Source organism: Pseudomonas sp. RU47, from assembly GCF_004011755.1.
Lineage (GTDB): Bacteria > Pseudomonadota > Gammaproteobacteria > Pseudomonadales > Pseudomonadaceae > Aquipseudomonas.
The window spans coordinates 105,084-121,813 of sequence record NZ_CP022411.1 but is presented as its reverse complement, the minus strand read 5'-3'; the positions used below and the strand labels follow the sequence as shown (position 1 = coordinate 121,813).

Here is a 16,730-nt window from a genome sequence, read left to right as displayed (position 1 = left end):
AGACGATGGAAGAGCTTATCTCCCCCGGTATCTACAACCTGATCATCTTCGTGCTGGCGATTTATGTCGGTTACCACGTGGTCTGGAACGTTACACCTGCGCTGCACACGCCATTGATGGCGGTCACCAACGCCATTTCGGCGATCGTGATCGTCGGCGCCATGCTCGCTGCTGCACTGACTGTCACGCCGCTGGGCAAAACCATGGGTACCCTCGCGGTGGCACTGGCGGCGGTCAACGTGTTCGGTGGCTTCCTGGTCACCCGCCGCATGCTTGAGATGTTCAAGAAGAAAGCCCCGAAAGTAAAAGAAGAGGCGCCGAAGTAATGAGCATGAATCTCGTCACGACGCTCTACCTGATCGCGTCGATCTGCTTTATCCAGGCCCTCAAAGGCCTGTCGCACCCGACTACATCGCGGCGCGGCAACCTGTTCGGCATGCTCGGCATGGCCTTGGCCATTCTGACTACCGTTGGCCTCATCTATAAGCTCGGTGCTGAACTGGCGACTGCCGGTATCGGTTACGTCATCGTTGGCCTGCTGGTCGGCGGCACCGCTGGTTCGATCATGGCCAAGCGCGTTGAAATGACCAAGATGCCGGAACTGGTCGCTTTCATGCACAGCATGATCGGCCTCGCCGCAGTGTTCATTGCCATCGCCGCGGTGGTTGAGCCGCAATCGCTGGGTATCGTTAAACAGCTGGGCGACTCGATTCCGGCGGGCAACCGTCTGGAGCTGTTCCTCGGCGCGGCCATCGGTGCAATCACCTTCTCCGGTTCGGTGATTGCGTTCGGCAAGCTATCGGGCAAGTACAAGTTCCGCCTGTTCCAGGGCGCACCGGTACAGTTCGCCGGGCAGCACAAGCTCAACGCAGTGCTGGGTCTGGCGACGCTGGCTCTCGGCCTGACCTTCATGTTCACCGGCAACCTCACTGCGTTCGCGCTGATGCTGGCGCTGGCGTTCGTGATGGGTGTGCTGATCATCATCCCGATTGGCGGTGCAGACATGCCGGTGGTGGTGTCGATGCTCAACAGCTATTCCGGCTGGGCGGCGGCAGGTATCGGTTTCTCGCTGAACAACTCGATGCTGATCATTGCCGGTTCCCTGGTGGGTTCGAGCGGTGCGATCCTCTCGTACATCATGTGCAAGGCGATGAACCGTTCCTTCTTTAATGTACTGCTCGGTGGTTTCGGCAATACGGCCGATGCAGGTCCTGCCGGTGCGAAAGAAGCACGTCCGGTGAAATCCGGTTCGGCTGACGACGCAACCTTCCTGCTGACCAACGCCGACACCGTGATCATCGTCCCGGGCTACGGCTTGGCGGTTGCACGTGCACAGCACGCGCTGAAGGAATTGACCGAGAAGCTGACCCACCGTGGCGTGACCGTGAAGTATGCGATCCACCCGGTTGCCGGCCGTATGCCGGGGCACATGAACGTTCTGCTCGCCGAGGCCGAAGTGCCTTACGATCAGGTGTTCGAGATGGAAGACATCAACTCCGAGTTCGGCCAGGCCGACGTGGTGTTGGTGCTCGGCGCGAACGACGTGGTCAACCCGGCCGCGAAGAACGATCCGAAATCGCCGATTGCCGGCATGCCTATTCTCGAAGCGTTCAAGGCCAAAACCATCATCGTTAACAAACGCTCGATGGCCAGCGGCTATGCCGGTCTGGACAACGAGCTGTTCTATCTGGACAAGACCATGATGGTCTTCGGCGACGCGAAGAAAGTCATCGAAGACATGGTCAAAGCGGTCGAGTAATTCCCCGCTGCAATACCGAACGCCCCGACTCGTCGGGGCGTTTTTGTTTGCGCAAAACGTCGGACAATTTGCCGCGTTGTTGCAGATCCAGTAACGGTGTTTTACTTGAAACCCGCTAAATAGACGCCTCGTTTGCGACCTTGGTAGCGGGACAGGCGCCCGTCAAATTCACTAGACTGCGCATCCTGCTACTCGCTTCCCGAGATAATAATCCATGTACCGTGACCGTATTCGTCTGCCTTCGTTGTTGGATAAAGTGATGAGCGCCGCCGACGCAGCCGCTCTGATTGAGGACGGCATGACCGTCGGCATGAGCGGTTTCACCCGTGCCGGCGAAGCCAAAGCCGTTCCTCACGCACTGGCCGAGCGCGCCAAGGTCACGCCGCTGAAGATCAGCCTGATGACCGGCGCCAGCCTGGGCAACGACCTCGACAAGCAACTGACCGAAGCCGGCGTACTGTCGCGCCGCATGCCGTTCCAGGTCGACAGCACCTTGCGCAAGGCAATCAATGCCGGCCAGGTGATGTTCATCGACCAGCACCTGTCGGAAACCGTTGAACAACTGCGCAACCAGCAACTGAAGCTGCCGGACATCGCGGTCATCGAAGCGGTGGCCATCACCGAACAGGGCCACATCGTGCCGACCACCTCGGTAGGCAACTCGGCGAGCTTCGCGATTTTCGCCAAACAGGTGATCGTCGAGATCAATCTGGCGCACAACGCCAACCTCGAAGGCCTGCACGACATCTATATCCCGACTTACCGCCCGACGCGCACGCCGATTCCGCTGGTAAAAGTCGACGACCGCATCGGCAGCACGGCGATTCCGATTCCGCCGGAGAAGATCGTCGCCATCGTCATCACCCAGCAGGCGGATTCGCCGTCCACCGTGTCAACACCGGACGTCGATACCAACACCATCGCCGAGCACCTGATCACCTTCTTCAAGCAGGAAGTCGACGCTGGGCGCATGACCAACAAGCTCGGCCCGTTGCAGGCGGGGATCGGCAACATTGCCAACGCGGTGATGTGCGGCCTGATCGATTCGCCGTTCGAAGACCTGACCATGTACTCGGAAGTACTGCAGGACTCGACCTTCGACCTGATCGACGCCGGCAAGCTGAGTTTTGCTTCGGGCAGCTCGATCACCTTGTCGGAGCGCCGCAACAGTGACGTGTTCGGCAATCTGGAGAAGTACAAGGACAAACTGGTACTGCGTCCGCAGGAGATCTCCAACCACCCGGAAGTGGTTCGTCGCTTGGGCATCATCGGCATCAACACGGCGCTGGAGTTCGACATCTACGGCAACGTCAACTCCACGCACGTCTGTGGCACGCGGATGATGAATGGCATCGGCGGTTCTGGCGATTTCGCGCGCAATGCGCATCTGGCGGTGTTCGTGACCAAGTCGATCGCCAAGGGTGGCGCGATTTCCAGCGTAGTGCCGATGGTCAGCCACGTAGACCACACCGAGCATGACGTCGACATTCTGGTGACCGAAGTGGGTCTGGCCGACTTGCGCGGCCTGGCGCCACGGGAGCGCGCGCGGGTCATCATCGATAACTGTGTGCACCCGGACTACCGTCAGGCGTTGAACGATTACTTCACGGCAGCCTGTGCCATCGGTGGCCACACCCCGCACATCCTGCGTGAAGCGTTGAGCTGGCACATGAACCTGGAAGAAACCGGGCGCATGCTGGCGGTGTAATTCACACAAATAAACCGTTGGCGCAAACACAGTTTGCGTCAGCGGATTGTTGCAATCCTCAAGACTGACAAAAATTGTACTGCTGTACTGGTCTTTTCCTACAGTATTTACCTACCTTTTTCCTCCAATCGAGCAAAAACGCACCACTTAAGTGCGGACAGGTACAGTTTGCTCGATTTTGACCCGTACACCCCCTATAAACAGTTAACTGGTCACTCACAATACAGTTGAACTGTATCTAGAGAGACTAGGCAAACGAGAGGATCATGGGCACCAGTCAAACCACTACCTGATCCCGCCACAAGCGGAAGGATGTCAACCATGGAACGTACACTCAGTTCCGAACTGTTCTTCGAAGACAAAGCTGTAAACACCCAGGCTTCCCTGCCTCTGCGCGTTATCGCCAACCTGATGTTGTGGCAGCGCCGCATCTCCAGCCGCCATCAACTGGCTCGTCTGGATTCGCGTCTGCTGGCTGACGCCGGTATCAGCGAAGCACAACGCTACGAAGAGCTGAGCAAGCCGTTCTGGCGCTAATTAGCGTCGCTGGCTCTGGTCGTTAGACCCACCGCCAGCAACCCGAATTGAACAAACAAAACCCGTCGTGGGAAACCGCGACGGGTTTTGTCGTTTTGGGCTCTTAAAAAGCCATACCAGTACAGTTCACATAATTCGAAATAAGACCATTACAATTGTAGGAGCTGCCGAAGGCTGCGATCTTTTGATCTTGAAAATCCAAAGCAAAAGATCGCAGCCTTCGGCAGCTCCTACAGTTTTTCGTCTGGATACTGGTTAGGTATCGGGTTCTGCGCCTAATATCCACACAGAACGTGGCGAATGTTGTGTCACTGGCGTCTGACTCCTCAGATACCGAGCCACCTCTCTCTACGGTTTATCCAAAGGAGTTACACCATGTCCCGTCTTCGTCTGCTCAGCGCTGCCGCCCTGCTGGCCGTGGCTGCCAACGCCAGCGCCACCAGCTTTATCGTCACCACCGACGCCGTTGTCGGTGCACTGAAGTCCTCGTCCGACGCCACGTCCGACGTCACCTCGTCCTTCCGTGACGACAAAATCGTCCTCGCCGCCCGTGACGACGCTGCCAGCTTCGTGGCCAGCGAAGGTGAAATCCGTGGGGTGAAACTGGAAAGCGCACTGGATCACATCCGTCACCAGGCGCCACAGCTGCAAGCCACAGACGCACAACTGGCTCAGGCCATCCTGACGATCTAAGCGCCAGGTACCAATCGGGACACGCCGGTCGTGTCCCGATGTTTCGGCGCTGGCTCTGGCTCTGGCCCGGGCATTGCGCTAGCCTTTGGGCTCACCAAAAATTACCGAGTCCGATGCGCTTTCTTCCAAATCTACTGATTCCCTCCGTATTGTTCTCCGCCTGCTGGGCGACGCCGGTCAATGCCTTTGATGCTTTCAATGCGTCGACCCAAGGCACCGTCGTCAGTGGTTACGCCACCAGCATGGTGTCTTCCGCACCGTTCGACCGTAAACTACTGCTCGCCGCTCACGATGACGCGGCCGCGTTTGTTGCCAGTGACGGTGAATGGCGAGGTGCTCGTCTGGAATCTGCGCTGCATTACTTGCGCAAAACCCGGCCGAAACTTCATGTCAGCGATCTTGAACTGGCAGAGGCAATTCTCGTCCAATAGTTATCCTGTACCCCAGTTATCCTTGCCCCTCCGGAGTCGTTCCATGCGTAGCCCGCTGATTGCTGCCGCCCTTGGCCTGTTTTTGTTGGCCGACGTGGCCCAGGCGCACACCCTGGTAGCCACCAGTAACATCATCGTTCGTGCCTCCCAGCGCACCATCGATTTCACTTCCGACACCACCACGTCCATTCGCGACTCGAAAATTATCCGCGAAGCGCACGATGACGCTGCCAGCTTCGTCGCCACCAACGGCGATATCCGCGGCGCGCATCTGGAAGCAGCGCTGAACACCCTGCGCACTCGTGTGCCGGAAGCGCGTGACGCCAGTGATCAGGTTCTCGCCGAAGCCATCCTCGCACTGTGAAGTCACTCGGCACCTGGCTACTGGCCGGGGCGTTGTTGCTGCTTGGCAACAGCGCCCACGCCGGCCTGCAATTGCGGCTCAAGACCGACGGTCTGAGCCCCGCCCAACAACAGGCCAGCCAGGCGCTGATCGATGAGGCGATGCAAAAGCTGCCGCCGAGTTTTATCGAGCGGCTGGATCGGCGCATCGATGTCGGCTGGACCGATGACATGCCCGGCAATGCCTATGGCCAGGCCACGCTGGTTTCCGAACTCGACCTGAACCGCAAACTGCTCGCAAGCCTCACCGACGGCAGCGCGGCCAAAGAAAAAACCAATCGCCCTCACGGCACTGTGCGCCAGGAACTGCTCGCCACGGTGCTGCACGAAATTACCCATATTTATGACCGCGCCCGCTTATGGCCGGATGCCGAACGCACGCTGATCCAGCGCTGCACTCGGCGTTTCAACAGCGCCGGGCTGATCGGCATTCCCGACGAGTGTCGCGGCCAGAACGGCCGGCGCTTCACCCTCAGCGATGACCCGCGCCTGCTCGACCTCGCCGGTTGGCAGCAATATGTCGGCCGTCGGGGTGAGCGCGAACAACACAATCGGCAGATCGCCCGCAGTCCGGACCTTTACGAAATCTCCAGCCCCAAGGAGTTCGTCGCGGTCAACATGGAGTATTTCCTCCTCGACCCGAGCTACGCCTGCCGCCGCCCGGCGCTGTATCGCTATTACCAGCAGCACTTCGGCTGGGCGCCACCGGCCAAGGACACCTGCAGCAAGACCTTCTCCTTCCTCAATGCTGGCAACGACTTCGCCAAACAGCCATTGGGGCAAGTTGATCCAGAACGGGTCTATGCCGTCGATTATCTGCTGGCCGAAGCCAATCAGAACTGGGTCAGCCGCTGGGGCCACAGCATGTTGCGCCTAGTGATCTGCGCACCGGGCCGCCCGCGCGGGCCGGATTGCCGACTCGATCTGGACCAGCATCTGGTGTTGTCCTACCGCGCCTTTGTCGGTGATGTACAGCTGTCGAGCTGGGACGGACTGGTCGGCAAATACCCATCGCGTCTATTCGTGTTGCCGCTGGCGCAGGTCATCGACGAATACACCAAGACCGAGCTGCGCAGCCTTGCGTCGGTGCCACTGAACCTGTCCCGCGACGAGATCGAAGGCGTGGTCGAACACGCCGCCGAAATGCACTGGAGCTATGACGGCAACTACTTCTTCCTGTCGAACAATTGCGCCGTGGAAGGCCTGAAACTGTTGCGCAGCGGCAGCAACAACACACAGTTCGTCGGCCTCGACAGCATCATGCCCAACGGCTTGCTGGAAGTGATGAAGGGCCGTGGTCTGGCGGACACCAGCGTGCTGGATGATCCGAAAGAAGCGTTGCGTCTGGGTTATCGCTTCGACTCGTTCCGCGATCGCTATCAGGCGATGTTTGATGTATTGAAGAAGCAGTTGCCGATCAAACAGACCACCGTTGAGGAATGGCTTTCACTCACTGCCGAAGAGCGCCGTGAGTGGTTCGAACGCGCCGACTTGCGCACCAGCGCCGCCCTGCTGCTGTTGGAGCAGGCCAGTTATCGACGCCAGTTGCTGCTGGCTCAGGATGAGGTCAAGCAGCGTTACCTCGGTGCGCGCGAGCTGGAAAACGGCGGCATGGACAAGGCCAACGCGACCTTGCAGGAGATTCTCGCCAATAGCGGATTCCTTAGCCGTCCGGCGGAATTGCTCGACGCCAAGGGTTACGGATTGCCGCAGCCGACCGAGTTCACTCGACTGGAAGCAGAAAGCAGTCAGCGGCAGAAAAAGTTGCTCGCATTGTCGGGCGATCTCGACGCCGAAGTGCGTAAGTTGCTGGAGCCCAAGCGCGCTGCCGAGATTGCCGCCAGCGAGGAGAACGTGAAGCAGATTGGCGCGCATCTGCGCAAACTGCACAAGGCCTCCGGCGGGCTGGAGCTGCCCTGAAAAAAAGACCGCAGCCATTGGCTGCGGTCTTTTTTATTGCCTGCGGATCAATACAAAACGCCATCGAGAATTTCGTAAACGATCCCGGTGCCCACCGCGATCAGCACGATATCGCCCCCCGCCCGACGCCATTCATAACCCGGATACACCGGCAAACGACCCAACGCGCGACCGTCCAGACGCTCACCGTAATACCCATGCGGCAACGGCCGGCCACGCTCCAGATGAATCCCCGGAGGCGGCGGTGCACCGCGTACAAAGTAGCCATGGTTGTCACGAATGGTCTGACGCACCGGACCAAAGTCGCGCGGTGGCGGGCCACCTCGATGATCATTTTGCGGACCACGGTGATCATCACCGTAATTGTCGCCACGGTTATCGTAATGGCCCTGCTGCGGGCCGCCGTGGTCGTGATCGTCGCGCGGATCGGCGCTGGCCAGCAGCGGCGTCGCGCTGATCATCAGCACGCCCAGTCCGGCTATCAGACGTTTCGGCATTTTCATCGGGTATTTCCTCACGGCACAAACAGCAAAAAGGGCTTCAGAACGATGTTCTGAAGCCCTCGGTCTTGCTCATTTAGTCTGTGCTGCGAGGCGCTAATTCCTCTGTATCAGGAACTTTACCTTCAGCTGACGCGGGCCTTACGCACGCCTTCGGAGAGTGCCGAACACAGGCTCAACACACCATCAATGGCCTGGTCAGGTGTGGTCGCGTTGGCGATGTGATCGATCAGCGCCGAGCCCACCACGACACCGTCGGCCAGACGTGCGATGGCCGCCGCTTGCTCAGGAGTACGGATGCCGAAACCGATGCTGATCGGCAGATCGGTATGACGACGCAAACGGGTCACCGCCTCTTCGACGTGCTCCAGGGTTGCGGCGCCAGCACCGGTCACACCGGCGACCGACACGTAGTAAACGAAACCGGAGCTGCCGTTGAGCACCTTCGGCAGACGCGCATCATCGGTAGTCGGCGTGGTCAGGCGGATAAAGTCCAGACCGGCAGCCTGTGCCGGATCGCACAGCTCAGCGTTGTGCTCAGGCGGCATGTCGACCACGATCAGACCATCGACACCGGCCTCTTTCGCATCAGCGATGAAGCGCTCGACGCCATACATGTGGATCGGGTTGAAGTAGCCCATCAGCACCAGCGGCGTATCGCTGTTGCCTTCACGGAACTCGCGAACCATTTGCAGGGTTTTCGCCAGGTTCTGCTTGGCGCCCAAGGCACGAATGTTCGCCAGTTGAATCGCCGGGCCGTCGGCCATCGGGTCGGTAAACGGCATGCCCAGCTCGATCACATCGGCGCCCGCGCCCGGCAAGCCTTTGAGGATCGCCAGCGAGGTGTCGTAGTCCGGATCACCGGCGGTGACGAAGGTCACCAGCGCCGCGCGGTTCTGTTCTTTGAGGTCGGCAAAACGGGTTTGCAGGCGGCTCATCAGTGTTTCTCCTGCTTCGAGTGTTCCATATGGTGCATGACGGTCTGCATGTCTTTGTCGCCACGGCCCGACAGGTTGACCACCATCAGGTGATCCTCCGGCAGCTTCGGTGCACGTTTGAACACTTCAGCCAGGGCGTGGGCGCTTTCCAGGGCAGGAATGATCCCCTCCAGGCGGCAGCATTTGTGGAACGCATCCAGAGCTTCGTCGTCAGTCACCGAGGTGTACTGAACACGGCCGATGTCATGCAACCACGCGTGTTCCGGGCCGATGCCTGGATAGTCGAGGCCGGCGGAAATCGAGTGGGCGTCGATGATCTGGCCATCGTCGTCCTGCAGCAGGAAAGTACGGTTGCCGTGCAGCACACCCGGAACGCCGCCATTCAGGCTCGCCGCGTGCTTGCCGGTTTCGATGCCGTAACCGGCCGCTTCAACGCCGATGATCTCGACGCTCTTGTCATCGAGGAACGGGTGAAACAGGCCCATGGCGTTGGAACCGCCACCGATGCACGCCACCAGGCTGTCCGGCAAACGGCCTTCCTGAGCCTGCAACTGATCGCGGGTTTCCTTGCCGATGACCGCCTGGAAGTCGCGAACCATTGCTGGATAAGGGTGCGGCCCGGCCACGGTGCCGATCAGGTAGAAGGTGCTGTCGACGTTGGTCACCCAGTCACGCAGCGCTTCGTTCATCGCGTCTTTCAGGGTGCCGGTGCCGGCCACGACCGGAATCACCTCCGCGCCGAGCAGCTTCATGCGGAAGACGTTGGCCTGCTGACGTTCGATGTCAGTGGTGCCCATGTAGATCACGCAATCCAGACCGAAACGTGCGGCGACGGTGGCAGTGGCAACGCCGTGCATGCCGGCGCCGGTCTCGGCGATGATGCGTTTCTTGCCCATGCGCCGCGCCAGCAGGATCTGGCCGATGCAGTTGTTGATCTTGTGCGCGCCGGTGTGGTTCAGCTCTTCGCGCTTGAGATAAATCTTCGCGCCGCCGCAAAACTCGGTCAGGCGCTCGGCGAAATACAGTGGGCTCGGACGTCCGACGTAATCGCGCTGGAAGTAGGCCAATTCTTCTTTGAATGCCGGATCTTCCTTGGCCGCTTCGTATTCGCGGGCCAGATCGAGGATCAACGGCATCAGGGTTTCCGCCACGTAGCGGCCACCGAACGAGCCGAACAGGCCGTTATCGTCCGGGCCGTTACGCAGATTGGAAGTGTTCGAAGTCTGGGTCATGAGTCGCTCCAGGTGAATTCGGGTCAAAAGACAATGACGACCACTCTACCCCTGACCTTCCAGACTGAAAACCGATAAGATCGCCACAACCTGTCAGGAAAACTCACAGATACCATGAGCCACGACCTTCCTCCGCTGAACGCATTGCGTGCGTTCGAAGCCACGGCCCGATTGAACAGCGTCAGTCAGGCCGCCGAACAGCTGCACGTCACCCATGGCGCGGTCAGTCGCCAGCTCAAAACGCTTGAAGAACATCTCGCTGTCAGTCTGTTCGTCAAGGACGGACGCGGCTTGAAACTCACAGATGCCGGCATGCGTTTACGCGATGCCAGCGGTGAGGCGTTTGACCGGTTGCGCAGTGTTTGTGCTGAACTCACGCAGAGCACCGCCGATGCGCCGTTCGTCCTGGGTTGCTCCGGAAGTCTGCTGGCACGCTGGTTCATTCCGCGCTTGGGGCGATTGAATGCTGATCTGCCGGATTTGCGTCTGCACCTGTCGGCGGGAGAAGGCGATCTTGACCCCCGTCGTCCAGGATTGGATGCCTTGCTGCTATTCGCCGAGCCACCTTGGCCGGCAGACATGCAGGTTTACGAATTGGCCGCAGAACGCATCGGCCCAGTGATGAGCCCCCTGTTCAGTGGCTATCAGCGCCTGCAAGCCGCGCCAGCCTCGGCACTGCTCAATGAACCGCTGCTGCACACCACCTCGCGCCCACAAGCCTGGCCAAGCTGGGCACAGCAAAGCGACCTCGACGCAAAAGCGTTGAAGCTCGGGCAAGGTTTTGAGCATTTATATTATTTGCTGGAAGCAGCCGTTGCTGGCCTCGGCGTGGCCATCGCGCCGGAGCCGCTGGTGACGGAAGATTTGAAGGCCGGTCGCCTGGTTGCGCCGTGGGGCTTCTGTGAAACCCCGGCGCAACTGGCGTTGTGGCTACCCAAGCGCGCCGCAGACGGACGCGCCCGGCAACTGGCGCAATGGCTCAAGAACGAGCTGCGCCAGACGGATCACTCGCCGCGCTTGAACAGCAAGTAAGCCGCGAGCAGACCGATCGCACCGACTGCCACACCGGCCGTCGTCCACGGATGTTCCTGAGCGTAATCACGGGTGGCGATCCCGGTTTCGCGGGTTTTCACTTTGACTTCTTCATAGGCATCGCTGAGCAAGTGACGTGAATGTTTCAGCGCACTTTCGGCATTGCTTTTCAGCGCCTTGAGGGTCTTGCGCGACTCGTCCGAAGCGTCGTCCTTCAAGCTTTCCAACGATTTGAGCAGACTCTCGATCTCGGCTTCCATGCTTTGCAACGAGGCTTTACGTAAAGAGGTGTTGGCCATGGTGGCTCTCCTGCATTGGTGATGAGTGGCGTGTGTTGGTTGGGACTTCAGCGGTTTGAGAAAGTGCAGAAAATCTGAACTTCGTCCGCGCACAGCCACCGAAATCAACAGTGCAGATTCACTGCTAGTCTCAATTCCACACGCCAAGGAGATCGCCATGAGTGACCATCACACGTACAAGAAAGTCGAGCTGGTCGGTTCGTCCGCCAGCAGCATCGAAGACGCCATCAACAACGCGCTGGCCGAAGCCAACAAGAGCATCAAGCATCTTGAGTGGTTTGAAGTGGTCGATACCCGCGGCCACATCAAGGACGGCAAGGCTGCGCACTTTCAGGTGACGCTGAAAGTCGGCTTCCGCATTGCCAGCAGCTGAGTTTGGTCTAGTCTTCTGAACTTGCGCGCTGGCCGAGTGCCATAGGAATGGCAAAGCGCTACAGGGTGGCTGCATCGAGTGAACGACTCGATGCCCGCCTCTTTTAATCCGACCAGGGAGTGCGACCGATGAAGAAGTTCATGTTGGCAGTAGGTTTGTTGAGCCTTGCGGGTGGTGCGTTTGCTGCCGGTAAGCCATGTGAAGAGCTGAAAAGCGAGATTGCGGCGAAGCTGGATGCCAAGGGCGTTTCCGGGTATTCGCTGGAGATTGTTGATAAGGGTGCGGCAGCTGGTGGCAAGGTTGTTGGCACCTGCGAAGGCGGCGCCAAGGTCATCATCTACACGAAGTAGACTGGTCGTGCCTGAAATGCAAAAGCCGACGTGAAGGCGTCGGCTTTTTTGTGTCTGAAAGTTTTGTGGTGTGTTTGAGATTGATCCCCCTCACCCCAGCCCTCTCCCCCAGGGGGGCGAGGGGGAAAGGGAGCAGATCGGGGGTTGTTCAGAACCTGAGTACGACTGGAGTTTTCAGGTCGATGTTGGGCGCAAGAACACCTCGGTCAGTCCCCTCTCCCTCCGGGAGAGGGCTAGGGTGAGGGTGTTTTTTGGCCTTTCAGCCCTTCATCACCTGCGCCAACAACTCGTAGGAATGCACACGATCAGCGTGTTCGTAGAGATCACTGGTAAAAATCAGCTCATCCGCCTGGGTCTGCTCAATCAGCACCTCCAGCTTCGCGCGGATCTTCTGCGGGCCACCCACCATCGCCAGCCCAAGGAAATCCCCCACCGCCTCACGCTCATGGGGCAACCACAAGCCATCCATGCTTTTCACCGGCGGACGCTGCACCAGACTCTGCCCACGCATCAGCGCCAGAATGCGCTGGTACACCGAGGTCGCCAGGTAATCGGCTTGCTCATCGGTGTCCGCCGCCACCAGCGGCACGCCGAGCATTACGTACGGCTTGTCGAGCACCGCCGACGGCTTGAAGTGATTGCGATAAACGCGGATCGCCTCGTGCATGAAACGTGGGGCGAAATGCGAGGCGAAGGCGTAAGGCAAGCCGCGCTCACCGGCCAGTTGCGCACTGAACAGACTGGAACCGAGCAGCCAGATCGGCACATTGGTGCCGGTGCCGGGCATGGCGATCACGCGCTGATCCGGGGTGCGCGGGCCGAGGTAGCGCGCCAGTTCGGCGACGTCTTCGGGGAAATCATCGGCGCTGCCGGAGCGTTCACGGCGCAGCGCTCGAGCAGTCATCTGATCGGAACCGGGCGCGCGGCCCAGACCGAGGTCGATACGCCCCGGATACAGGCTTTCCAGTGTGCCGAACTGCTCGGCGATCACCAGCGGCGCATGGTTGGGCAGCATCACGCCGCCAGAGCCGACACGAATGGTCGACGTACCACCAGCCAGATAGCCCAGCAATACCGAGGTCGCGGAACTGGCGATACCATCCATGTTGTGGTGTTCGGCCACCCAGAACCGCGTGTAGCCGAATTTCTCGACGTGCTGCGCCAGATCCAGCGAGTTGCGCAGCGATTGCGCCGGGCTGGCGTTTTCGCGCACCGGTACCAGATCGAGGGTGGAAAATTTTACGTCGGACAGTTGTTTCATAAACCTGCGTCTCCGAGTGGGGAGGCAGGTTTTTCTTGCGAACGAAAACCTGCCGAATTCATAAGCGTGTTTTGTGCAATGAGGGCATATACCCGAGTTTCAATAGCCGAGTCGAAATTTCCTACTAAAAAAGTCAACGATTCAACCGGGCTGAACTTTGCTGCGGCGTCTATCCTCAGAAGCCTTGCAAGTAAAAACCACGACGACGCGGCGTTTCCGCGCCAGATATTGAGGAGGCAGACATGGCTATCGTTAAGAAAGCATCCGCACATTGGGCAGGTGATCTGAAAACCGGTATTGGCTCGATCTCCACTGAAACCGGTGTCCTCAGAGAAGCACCGTACGGCTTCAAGGCCCGCTTCGAGGGTGGCAAGGGCACCAACCCGGAGGAACTCATCGGTGCCGCGCATGCCGGCTGTTTTTCCATGGCGTTTTCGATGATTCTGGGCGATGCGGGGCTGAAGGCCGACAGCATCGACACTCAGGCTGAAGTGACCCTCGATCAGGTAGAGGGCGGGTTCGCGATCACGGCGGTGAAACTGATCCTCAAGGCGAAAATTCCGGGGGCGACGCAGGCGCAGTTCGAAGAACTGAGCAACAAGGCCAAGGAAGGGTGCCCGGTGTCCAAGGTACTTAATGCGAAGATTACTCTAGACGCTTCGCTGGTCAGCTAATTTGTCGCTGACCGGTCTGACGCTATCGCGAGCAGGCTCACTCCTACAGTTGATCTCCAGCGGACACAATTATTGTGAGCGACGAAGATCCCCTGTAGGAGTGAGCCTGCTCGCGATAGCCATCTGCAGATCAACCAAGGTTTGAAACCTTCAGCACAACTTGTGAGCGAAGTCAGAACCCTCGCTGTAAAAGTATGGTCGAATCAATGACAGCAGCTTCAGCGCACCCCCGTGCGCGCTGCCTCAGGGAGCTTCACTCATGAAACGTATTGGCTTGGCGATTCTCTGCAGTGCACTGGCCACTTCTGTCATTGCGGCACCCAAAGACTGCGAAGAACTCAAGAAAGAGATCGAAATCAAGATTCAGGCCAAAGCCGTGCCCTCCTACACGCTGGAAATCGTCAGCAAGAAAGAGGCTGCAAAACACGATATCGCCATGGTTGTCGGCACTTGCGATTATGGCCGCAAGAAAATCATCTATCAGAAGAACGACAGCTGAGTCGCCTCAGATAATGCAGTTGTAGTCGTAATCCTCGGCAACGATTTCGCGCTTGGCGTTGTACAGCCGGGCACTCGGAGTGAACCCCAGCGAACGCCCCTCCAGCACATAACGCTGCCCGGCCTCGAAATGGTCATAGCGGATGTACAGATAGCACAGCCGCTCCACCGGGCCGTTCATCAAGCTGCCGCCACCACCAAACACTTCGAAATCGAACCGCACGCGTAATTCGTGGCTGCCGGGGGTGACCTGAAAGTAGCGCCCGTCATTCAGTCGCTGTTTGTCGAGACGCTCGGCCATCAGCACTTTACCGCCGGGTGTCGGCGTCGAAAAATCGACCCAGGCCATGTGCGGATCGGCCGGGGGCAAAGGCGTCTGACAACCGGCCAAAAGACCGGCAGCGAGCAACAACAGCAACTGGCGCATGATGAATATCCACGGATGTGAATCCTCAGCATAGCGCCGATCAGGTGCGCTGACAGCCTGCCGGTGTGCCCTGACCTACCACTTTGCGCTGCTCGTCATAAAGCCTGGCCCATGGTCGAAAGCCGATACTGCCGGCCTGCAACTGATAACGCTGACCGGCGTTGAAGTCCTTGAATTTCACGCTCAACTGGCAATCGCGCCACAGCGGCTCAGCGTCGGGACCGATATTGGTCGCCTCCACCGGAAACTGATAACGCACCTTCAACTCATGGCTGCCTGGCTGCACTTCGAAGTAACGTTTGTCGTCGGTCACGCTGCTATCGACCTTCAGCGCTTGCAACGACGTGTCCTGCTGCCGGGCATCAAGGTCGATCCAGGCTTGCGAAGGGTCGGGATCGGGCATTCCGAAATTGGCACAACCGGCCAGCGTCAGCAGGCCCCCTGTCAGCATCAATATGCGCATAGCGGTGCTCCTTTAGGCGGGATAGTCTTGCGGGCAGACTCTCCGGGGGATTTCTTATTTTGATCAGGCCATTTCCAAGCCTTGGGTTACTTGATCGCGTTTTTCGGGTTTTGTTTCCGGGTGTGTTGTTTTTGTTGCTCAACGGTTGCACCAGCGTCAGCTATTACAGTCAGTTGGCCAGCGGCCAACTGCAACTGCTGCGGGCGCGGGAACCCGTGGAAAAAGTCATTGCCGACCCAAGCCGCGACGCGAAATTGCGCACACACCTGGCGCAATCGCAGAAGGCCCGCGCCTTCGCCAGCGAACACCTGCATTTGCCGGATAACCAGAGCTATCGCCTGTATGCCGACATCGGCCGGCCGTTTGTGGTGTGGAATGTGTTCGCCACTCAGGAGTTCTCCCTGACGCCACAGAACCATTGCTTCCCGATTGCCGGCTGCGTGGCCTATCGCGGTTATTACAGTCAGAGTGCCGCGCGTGGCGAAGCGGCGATCCAGCGCCTGCAGGGCATGGACGTGTCGATTGGCGGTGTTGAGGCTTACTCGACGCTCGGCTGGTTCAACGACCCGATCCTCAATTCGATGATGGGTTGGGGCGATGAGCGTCTGGCCACGCTGATCTTTCATGAACTGGCGCATCAACGCTTTTATGTGAAGGACGACACCGAGTTCAACGAGTCCTTTGCCACATTTGTCGAGCAGGAAGGCACGCGGCAGTGGCGGGCGTTTCGCGGGTTGCCGGCGGATACTGACTCACGGTTACAGCAGCGTGATCAGTTCATCGAGTTGGTGCTTGATGTGCGGTCACGGCTGGAGAAGCTGTATGCGCAGGCATTGCCCGCTGAACAAATGCGCGAACGCAAAGCGGCGGAGTTCGAGCTGTTTCGCCGCGAATACCGAATGATGAGGGACAGCCAGTGGGCCGGGGACAAGCGTTATGACGCTTGGGTGAATGCGCCGTTGAACAATGCGCGGTTGTTGCCGTTTGGGCTGTATGACCAGTGGGTGCCGGCGTTTGCGGCGTTGTTCAGGCAGGTTGGGGGGGATTGGCTGAGGTTTTATGCGCAGGTTGAGCGGTTGGGTCGGTTGCCGGGGGCTGAGCGTAAGGCGGCTTTGAAAATGTTGGCAGATCCAAACGGTTGAGTTGATTGGGAGTAAGTCATCGCGAGCAGGCTCACTCCTACAGGGGGATGCATTCCAAATGTGGGAGCGAGCCTGCTCGCGAAAGCAATTT

At 58.9% G+C, this 16,730-nt stretch carries 21 protein-coding genes; 14 read left to right on the top strand and 7 right to left on the bottom strand.

Features of this window, described 5'->3' with window-relative positions:
- Positions 1-5: 5 nt before the first annotated feature.
- The 8 genes from CCX46_RS00605 to CCX46_RS00565 all read left to right on the top strand — a co-directional run bounded on the left by CCX46_RS00605 (position 6) and on the right by CCX46_RS00565 (position 7,450).
- Complete coding sequence (locus CCX46_RS00605) at positions 6-326, top strand: NAD(P) transhydrogenase subunit alpha (RefSeq protein WP_003187417.1); 321 nt, start codon at positions 6-8, stop codon at positions 324-326.
- Positions 326-1,759, top strand: a complete 1,434-nt coding sequence (locus CCX46_RS00600) for an NAD(P)(+) transhydrogenase (Re/Si-specific) subunit beta (RefSeq protein WP_007911651.1) — start codon at positions 326-328, stop codon at positions 1,757-1,759. Before CCX46_RS00605 ends, CCX46_RS00600 begins: the two co-directional genes overlap by 1 nt.
- Before the next feature lie 214 nt (positions 1,760-1,973).
- A complete protein-coding gene (locus CCX46_RS00595; protein ID WP_127925349.1) occupies positions 1,974-3,467 on the top strand; it encodes an acetyl-CoA hydrolase/transferase family protein in 1,494 nt (497 codons plus the stop codon).
- Positions 3,468-3,788: 321 nt separating this feature from the next.
- Entirely contained in the window at positions 3,789-4,004 is a 216-nt protein-coding gene (locus CCX46_RS00590) for a DUF1127 domain-containing protein (RefSeq protein WP_007911656.1), read from the top strand.
- Positions 4,005-4,379: 375 nt separating this feature from the next.
- Positions 4,380-4,697 (top strand): DUF2388 domain-containing protein, encoded by a 318-nt coding sequence (locus tag CCX46_RS00580; RefSeq protein WP_007911658.1) that lies wholly within the window; start codon positions 4,380-4,382, stop codon positions 4,695-4,697.
- Between the two features lie 113 nt (positions 4,698-4,810).
- Positions 4,811-5,128 carry a DUF2388 domain-containing protein gene (locus CCX46_RS00575; protein WP_127925348.1) on the top strand — a complete coding sequence of 106 codons (318 nt, stop codon included), beginning with the start codon at positions 4,811-4,813 and terminating at the stop codon, positions 5,126-5,128.
- Positions 5,129-5,171: 43 nt separating this feature from the next.
- Complete coding sequence (locus CCX46_RS00570) at positions 5,172-5,492, top strand: DUF2388 domain-containing protein (protein WP_007911662.1); 321 nt, start codon at positions 5,172-5,174, stop codon at positions 5,490-5,492.
- On the top strand, positions 5,489-7,450 hold the full coding sequence (locus CCX46_RS00565; protein ID WP_127925347.1) for a DUF7844 domain-containing protein: 1,962 nt from the start codon (positions 5,489-5,491) through the stop codon (positions 7,448-7,450). The genes CCX46_RS00570 and CCX46_RS00565 overlap by 4 nt, the downstream gene beginning before the upstream one ends.
- A 47-nt stretch (positions 7,451-7,497) precedes the next feature.
- On the opposite strand, the gene CCX46_RS00560 is transcribed toward CCX46_RS00565, so the two are convergent.
- From CCX46_RS00560 to trpB, 3 genes are all read right to left on the bottom strand, one after another.
- Complete coding sequence (locus CCX46_RS00560) at positions 7,498-7,953, bottom strand: anti-virulence regulator CigR family protein (RefSeq protein WP_127925346.1); 456 nt, start codon at positions 7,951-7,953, stop codon at positions 7,498-7,500.
- 122 nt (positions 7,954-8,075) lie between these two features.
- Positions 8,076-8,888: a tryptophan synthase subunit alpha gene (gene trpA / locus CCX46_RS00555; RefSeq protein WP_127925345.1), complete on the bottom strand. Its 813-nt coding sequence runs from the start codon at positions 8,886-8,888 to the stop codon at positions 8,076-8,078.
- Positions 8,888-10,120 (bottom strand): tryptophan synthase subunit beta, encoded by a 1,233-nt coding sequence (gene trpB, locus CCX46_RS00550; RefSeq protein ID WP_127925344.1) that lies wholly within the window; start codon positions 10,118-10,120, stop codon positions 8,888-8,890. The genes trpA and trpB overlap by 1 nt, the downstream gene beginning before the upstream one ends.
- A gap of 114 nt (positions 10,121-10,234) precedes the next feature.
- Here trpB and CCX46_RS00545 point away from each other — a divergent pair, with 114 nt between their 5' ends.
- Positions 10,235-11,152 carry a LysR family transcriptional regulator gene (locus CCX46_RS00545; RefSeq protein WP_127925343.1) on the top strand — a complete coding sequence of 306 codons (918 nt, stop codon included), beginning with the start codon at positions 10,235-10,237 and terminating at the stop codon, positions 11,150-11,152.
- On the opposite strand, the gene CCX46_RS00540 is transcribed toward CCX46_RS00545, so the two are convergent.
- Complete coding sequence (locus CCX46_RS00540) at positions 11,125-11,451, bottom strand: DUF883 family protein (protein ID WP_007911686.1); 327 nt, start codon at positions 11,449-11,451, stop codon at positions 11,125-11,127. The two genes, CCX46_RS00545 and CCX46_RS00540, sit on opposite strands and share 28 nt — an antisense overlap.
- Positions 11,452-11,608: 157 nt before the next feature.
- On the opposite strand from CCX46_RS00540, the gene CCX46_RS00535 reads away from it, so the two are divergent.
- Both CCX46_RS00535 and CCX46_RS00530 read left to right on the top strand, forming a co-directional pair.
- Entirely contained in the window at positions 11,609-11,824 is a 216-nt protein-coding gene (locus tag CCX46_RS00535) for a dodecin (RefSeq protein WP_007911688.1), read from the top strand.
- A 128-nt stretch (positions 11,825-11,952) separates the two neighbouring features.
- Positions 11,953-12,174, top strand: a complete 222-nt coding sequence (locus tag CCX46_RS00530) for a DUF1161 domain-containing protein (protein WP_127925342.1) — start codon at positions 11,953-11,955, stop codon at positions 12,172-12,174.
- A 259-nt stretch (positions 12,175-12,433) separates the two neighbouring features.
- Here the strand turns inward: CCX46_RS00530 and CCX46_RS00525 are convergent, their stop codons facing one another.
- On the bottom strand, positions 12,434-13,435 hold the full coding sequence (locus CCX46_RS00525) for an LLM class flavin-dependent oxidoreductase (protein WP_127925341.1): 1,002 nt from the start codon (positions 13,433-13,435) through the stop codon (positions 12,434-12,436).
- 242 nt (positions 13,436-13,677) lie between these two features.
- On the opposite strand from CCX46_RS00525, the gene CCX46_RS00520 reads away from it, so the two are divergent.
- Positions 13,678-14,109, top strand: coding sequence for an OsmC family protein (locus CCX46_RS00520; protein WP_127925340.1), 432 nt, complete (start codon positions 13,678-13,680; stop codon positions 14,107-14,109).
- Between the two features lie 259 nt (positions 14,110-14,368).
- Positions 14,369-14,608 (top strand): DUF1161 domain-containing protein, encoded by a 240-nt coding sequence (locus CCX46_RS00515; RefSeq protein ID WP_122596915.1) that lies wholly within the window; start codon positions 14,369-14,371, stop codon positions 14,606-14,608.
- A gap of 6 nt (positions 14,609-14,614) precedes the next feature.
- Here CCX46_RS00515 and CCX46_RS00510 read toward each other — a convergent pair whose 3' ends face one another.
- A complete protein-coding gene (locus CCX46_RS00510; RefSeq protein ID WP_127925339.1) occupies positions 14,615-15,034 on the bottom strand; it encodes a PA0061/PA0062 family lipoprotein in 420 nt (139 codons plus the stop codon).
- Between the two features lie 40 nt (positions 15,035-15,074).
- Positions 15,075-15,497 (bottom strand): PA0061/PA0062 family lipoprotein, encoded by a 423-nt coding sequence (locus CCX46_RS00505; protein ID WP_127925338.1) that lies wholly within the window; start codon positions 15,495-15,497, stop codon positions 15,075-15,077.
- A 59-nt stretch (positions 15,498-15,556) separates the two neighbouring features.
- Between CCX46_RS00505 and CCX46_RS00500 the strand changes: the two genes are divergently transcribed.
- Positions 15,557-16,639 (top strand): aminopeptidase, encoded by a 1,083-nt coding sequence (locus tag CCX46_RS00500; protein WP_127925337.1) that lies wholly within the window; start codon positions 15,557-15,559, stop codon positions 16,637-16,639.
- Positions 16,640-16,730: the final 91 nt, after the last annotated feature.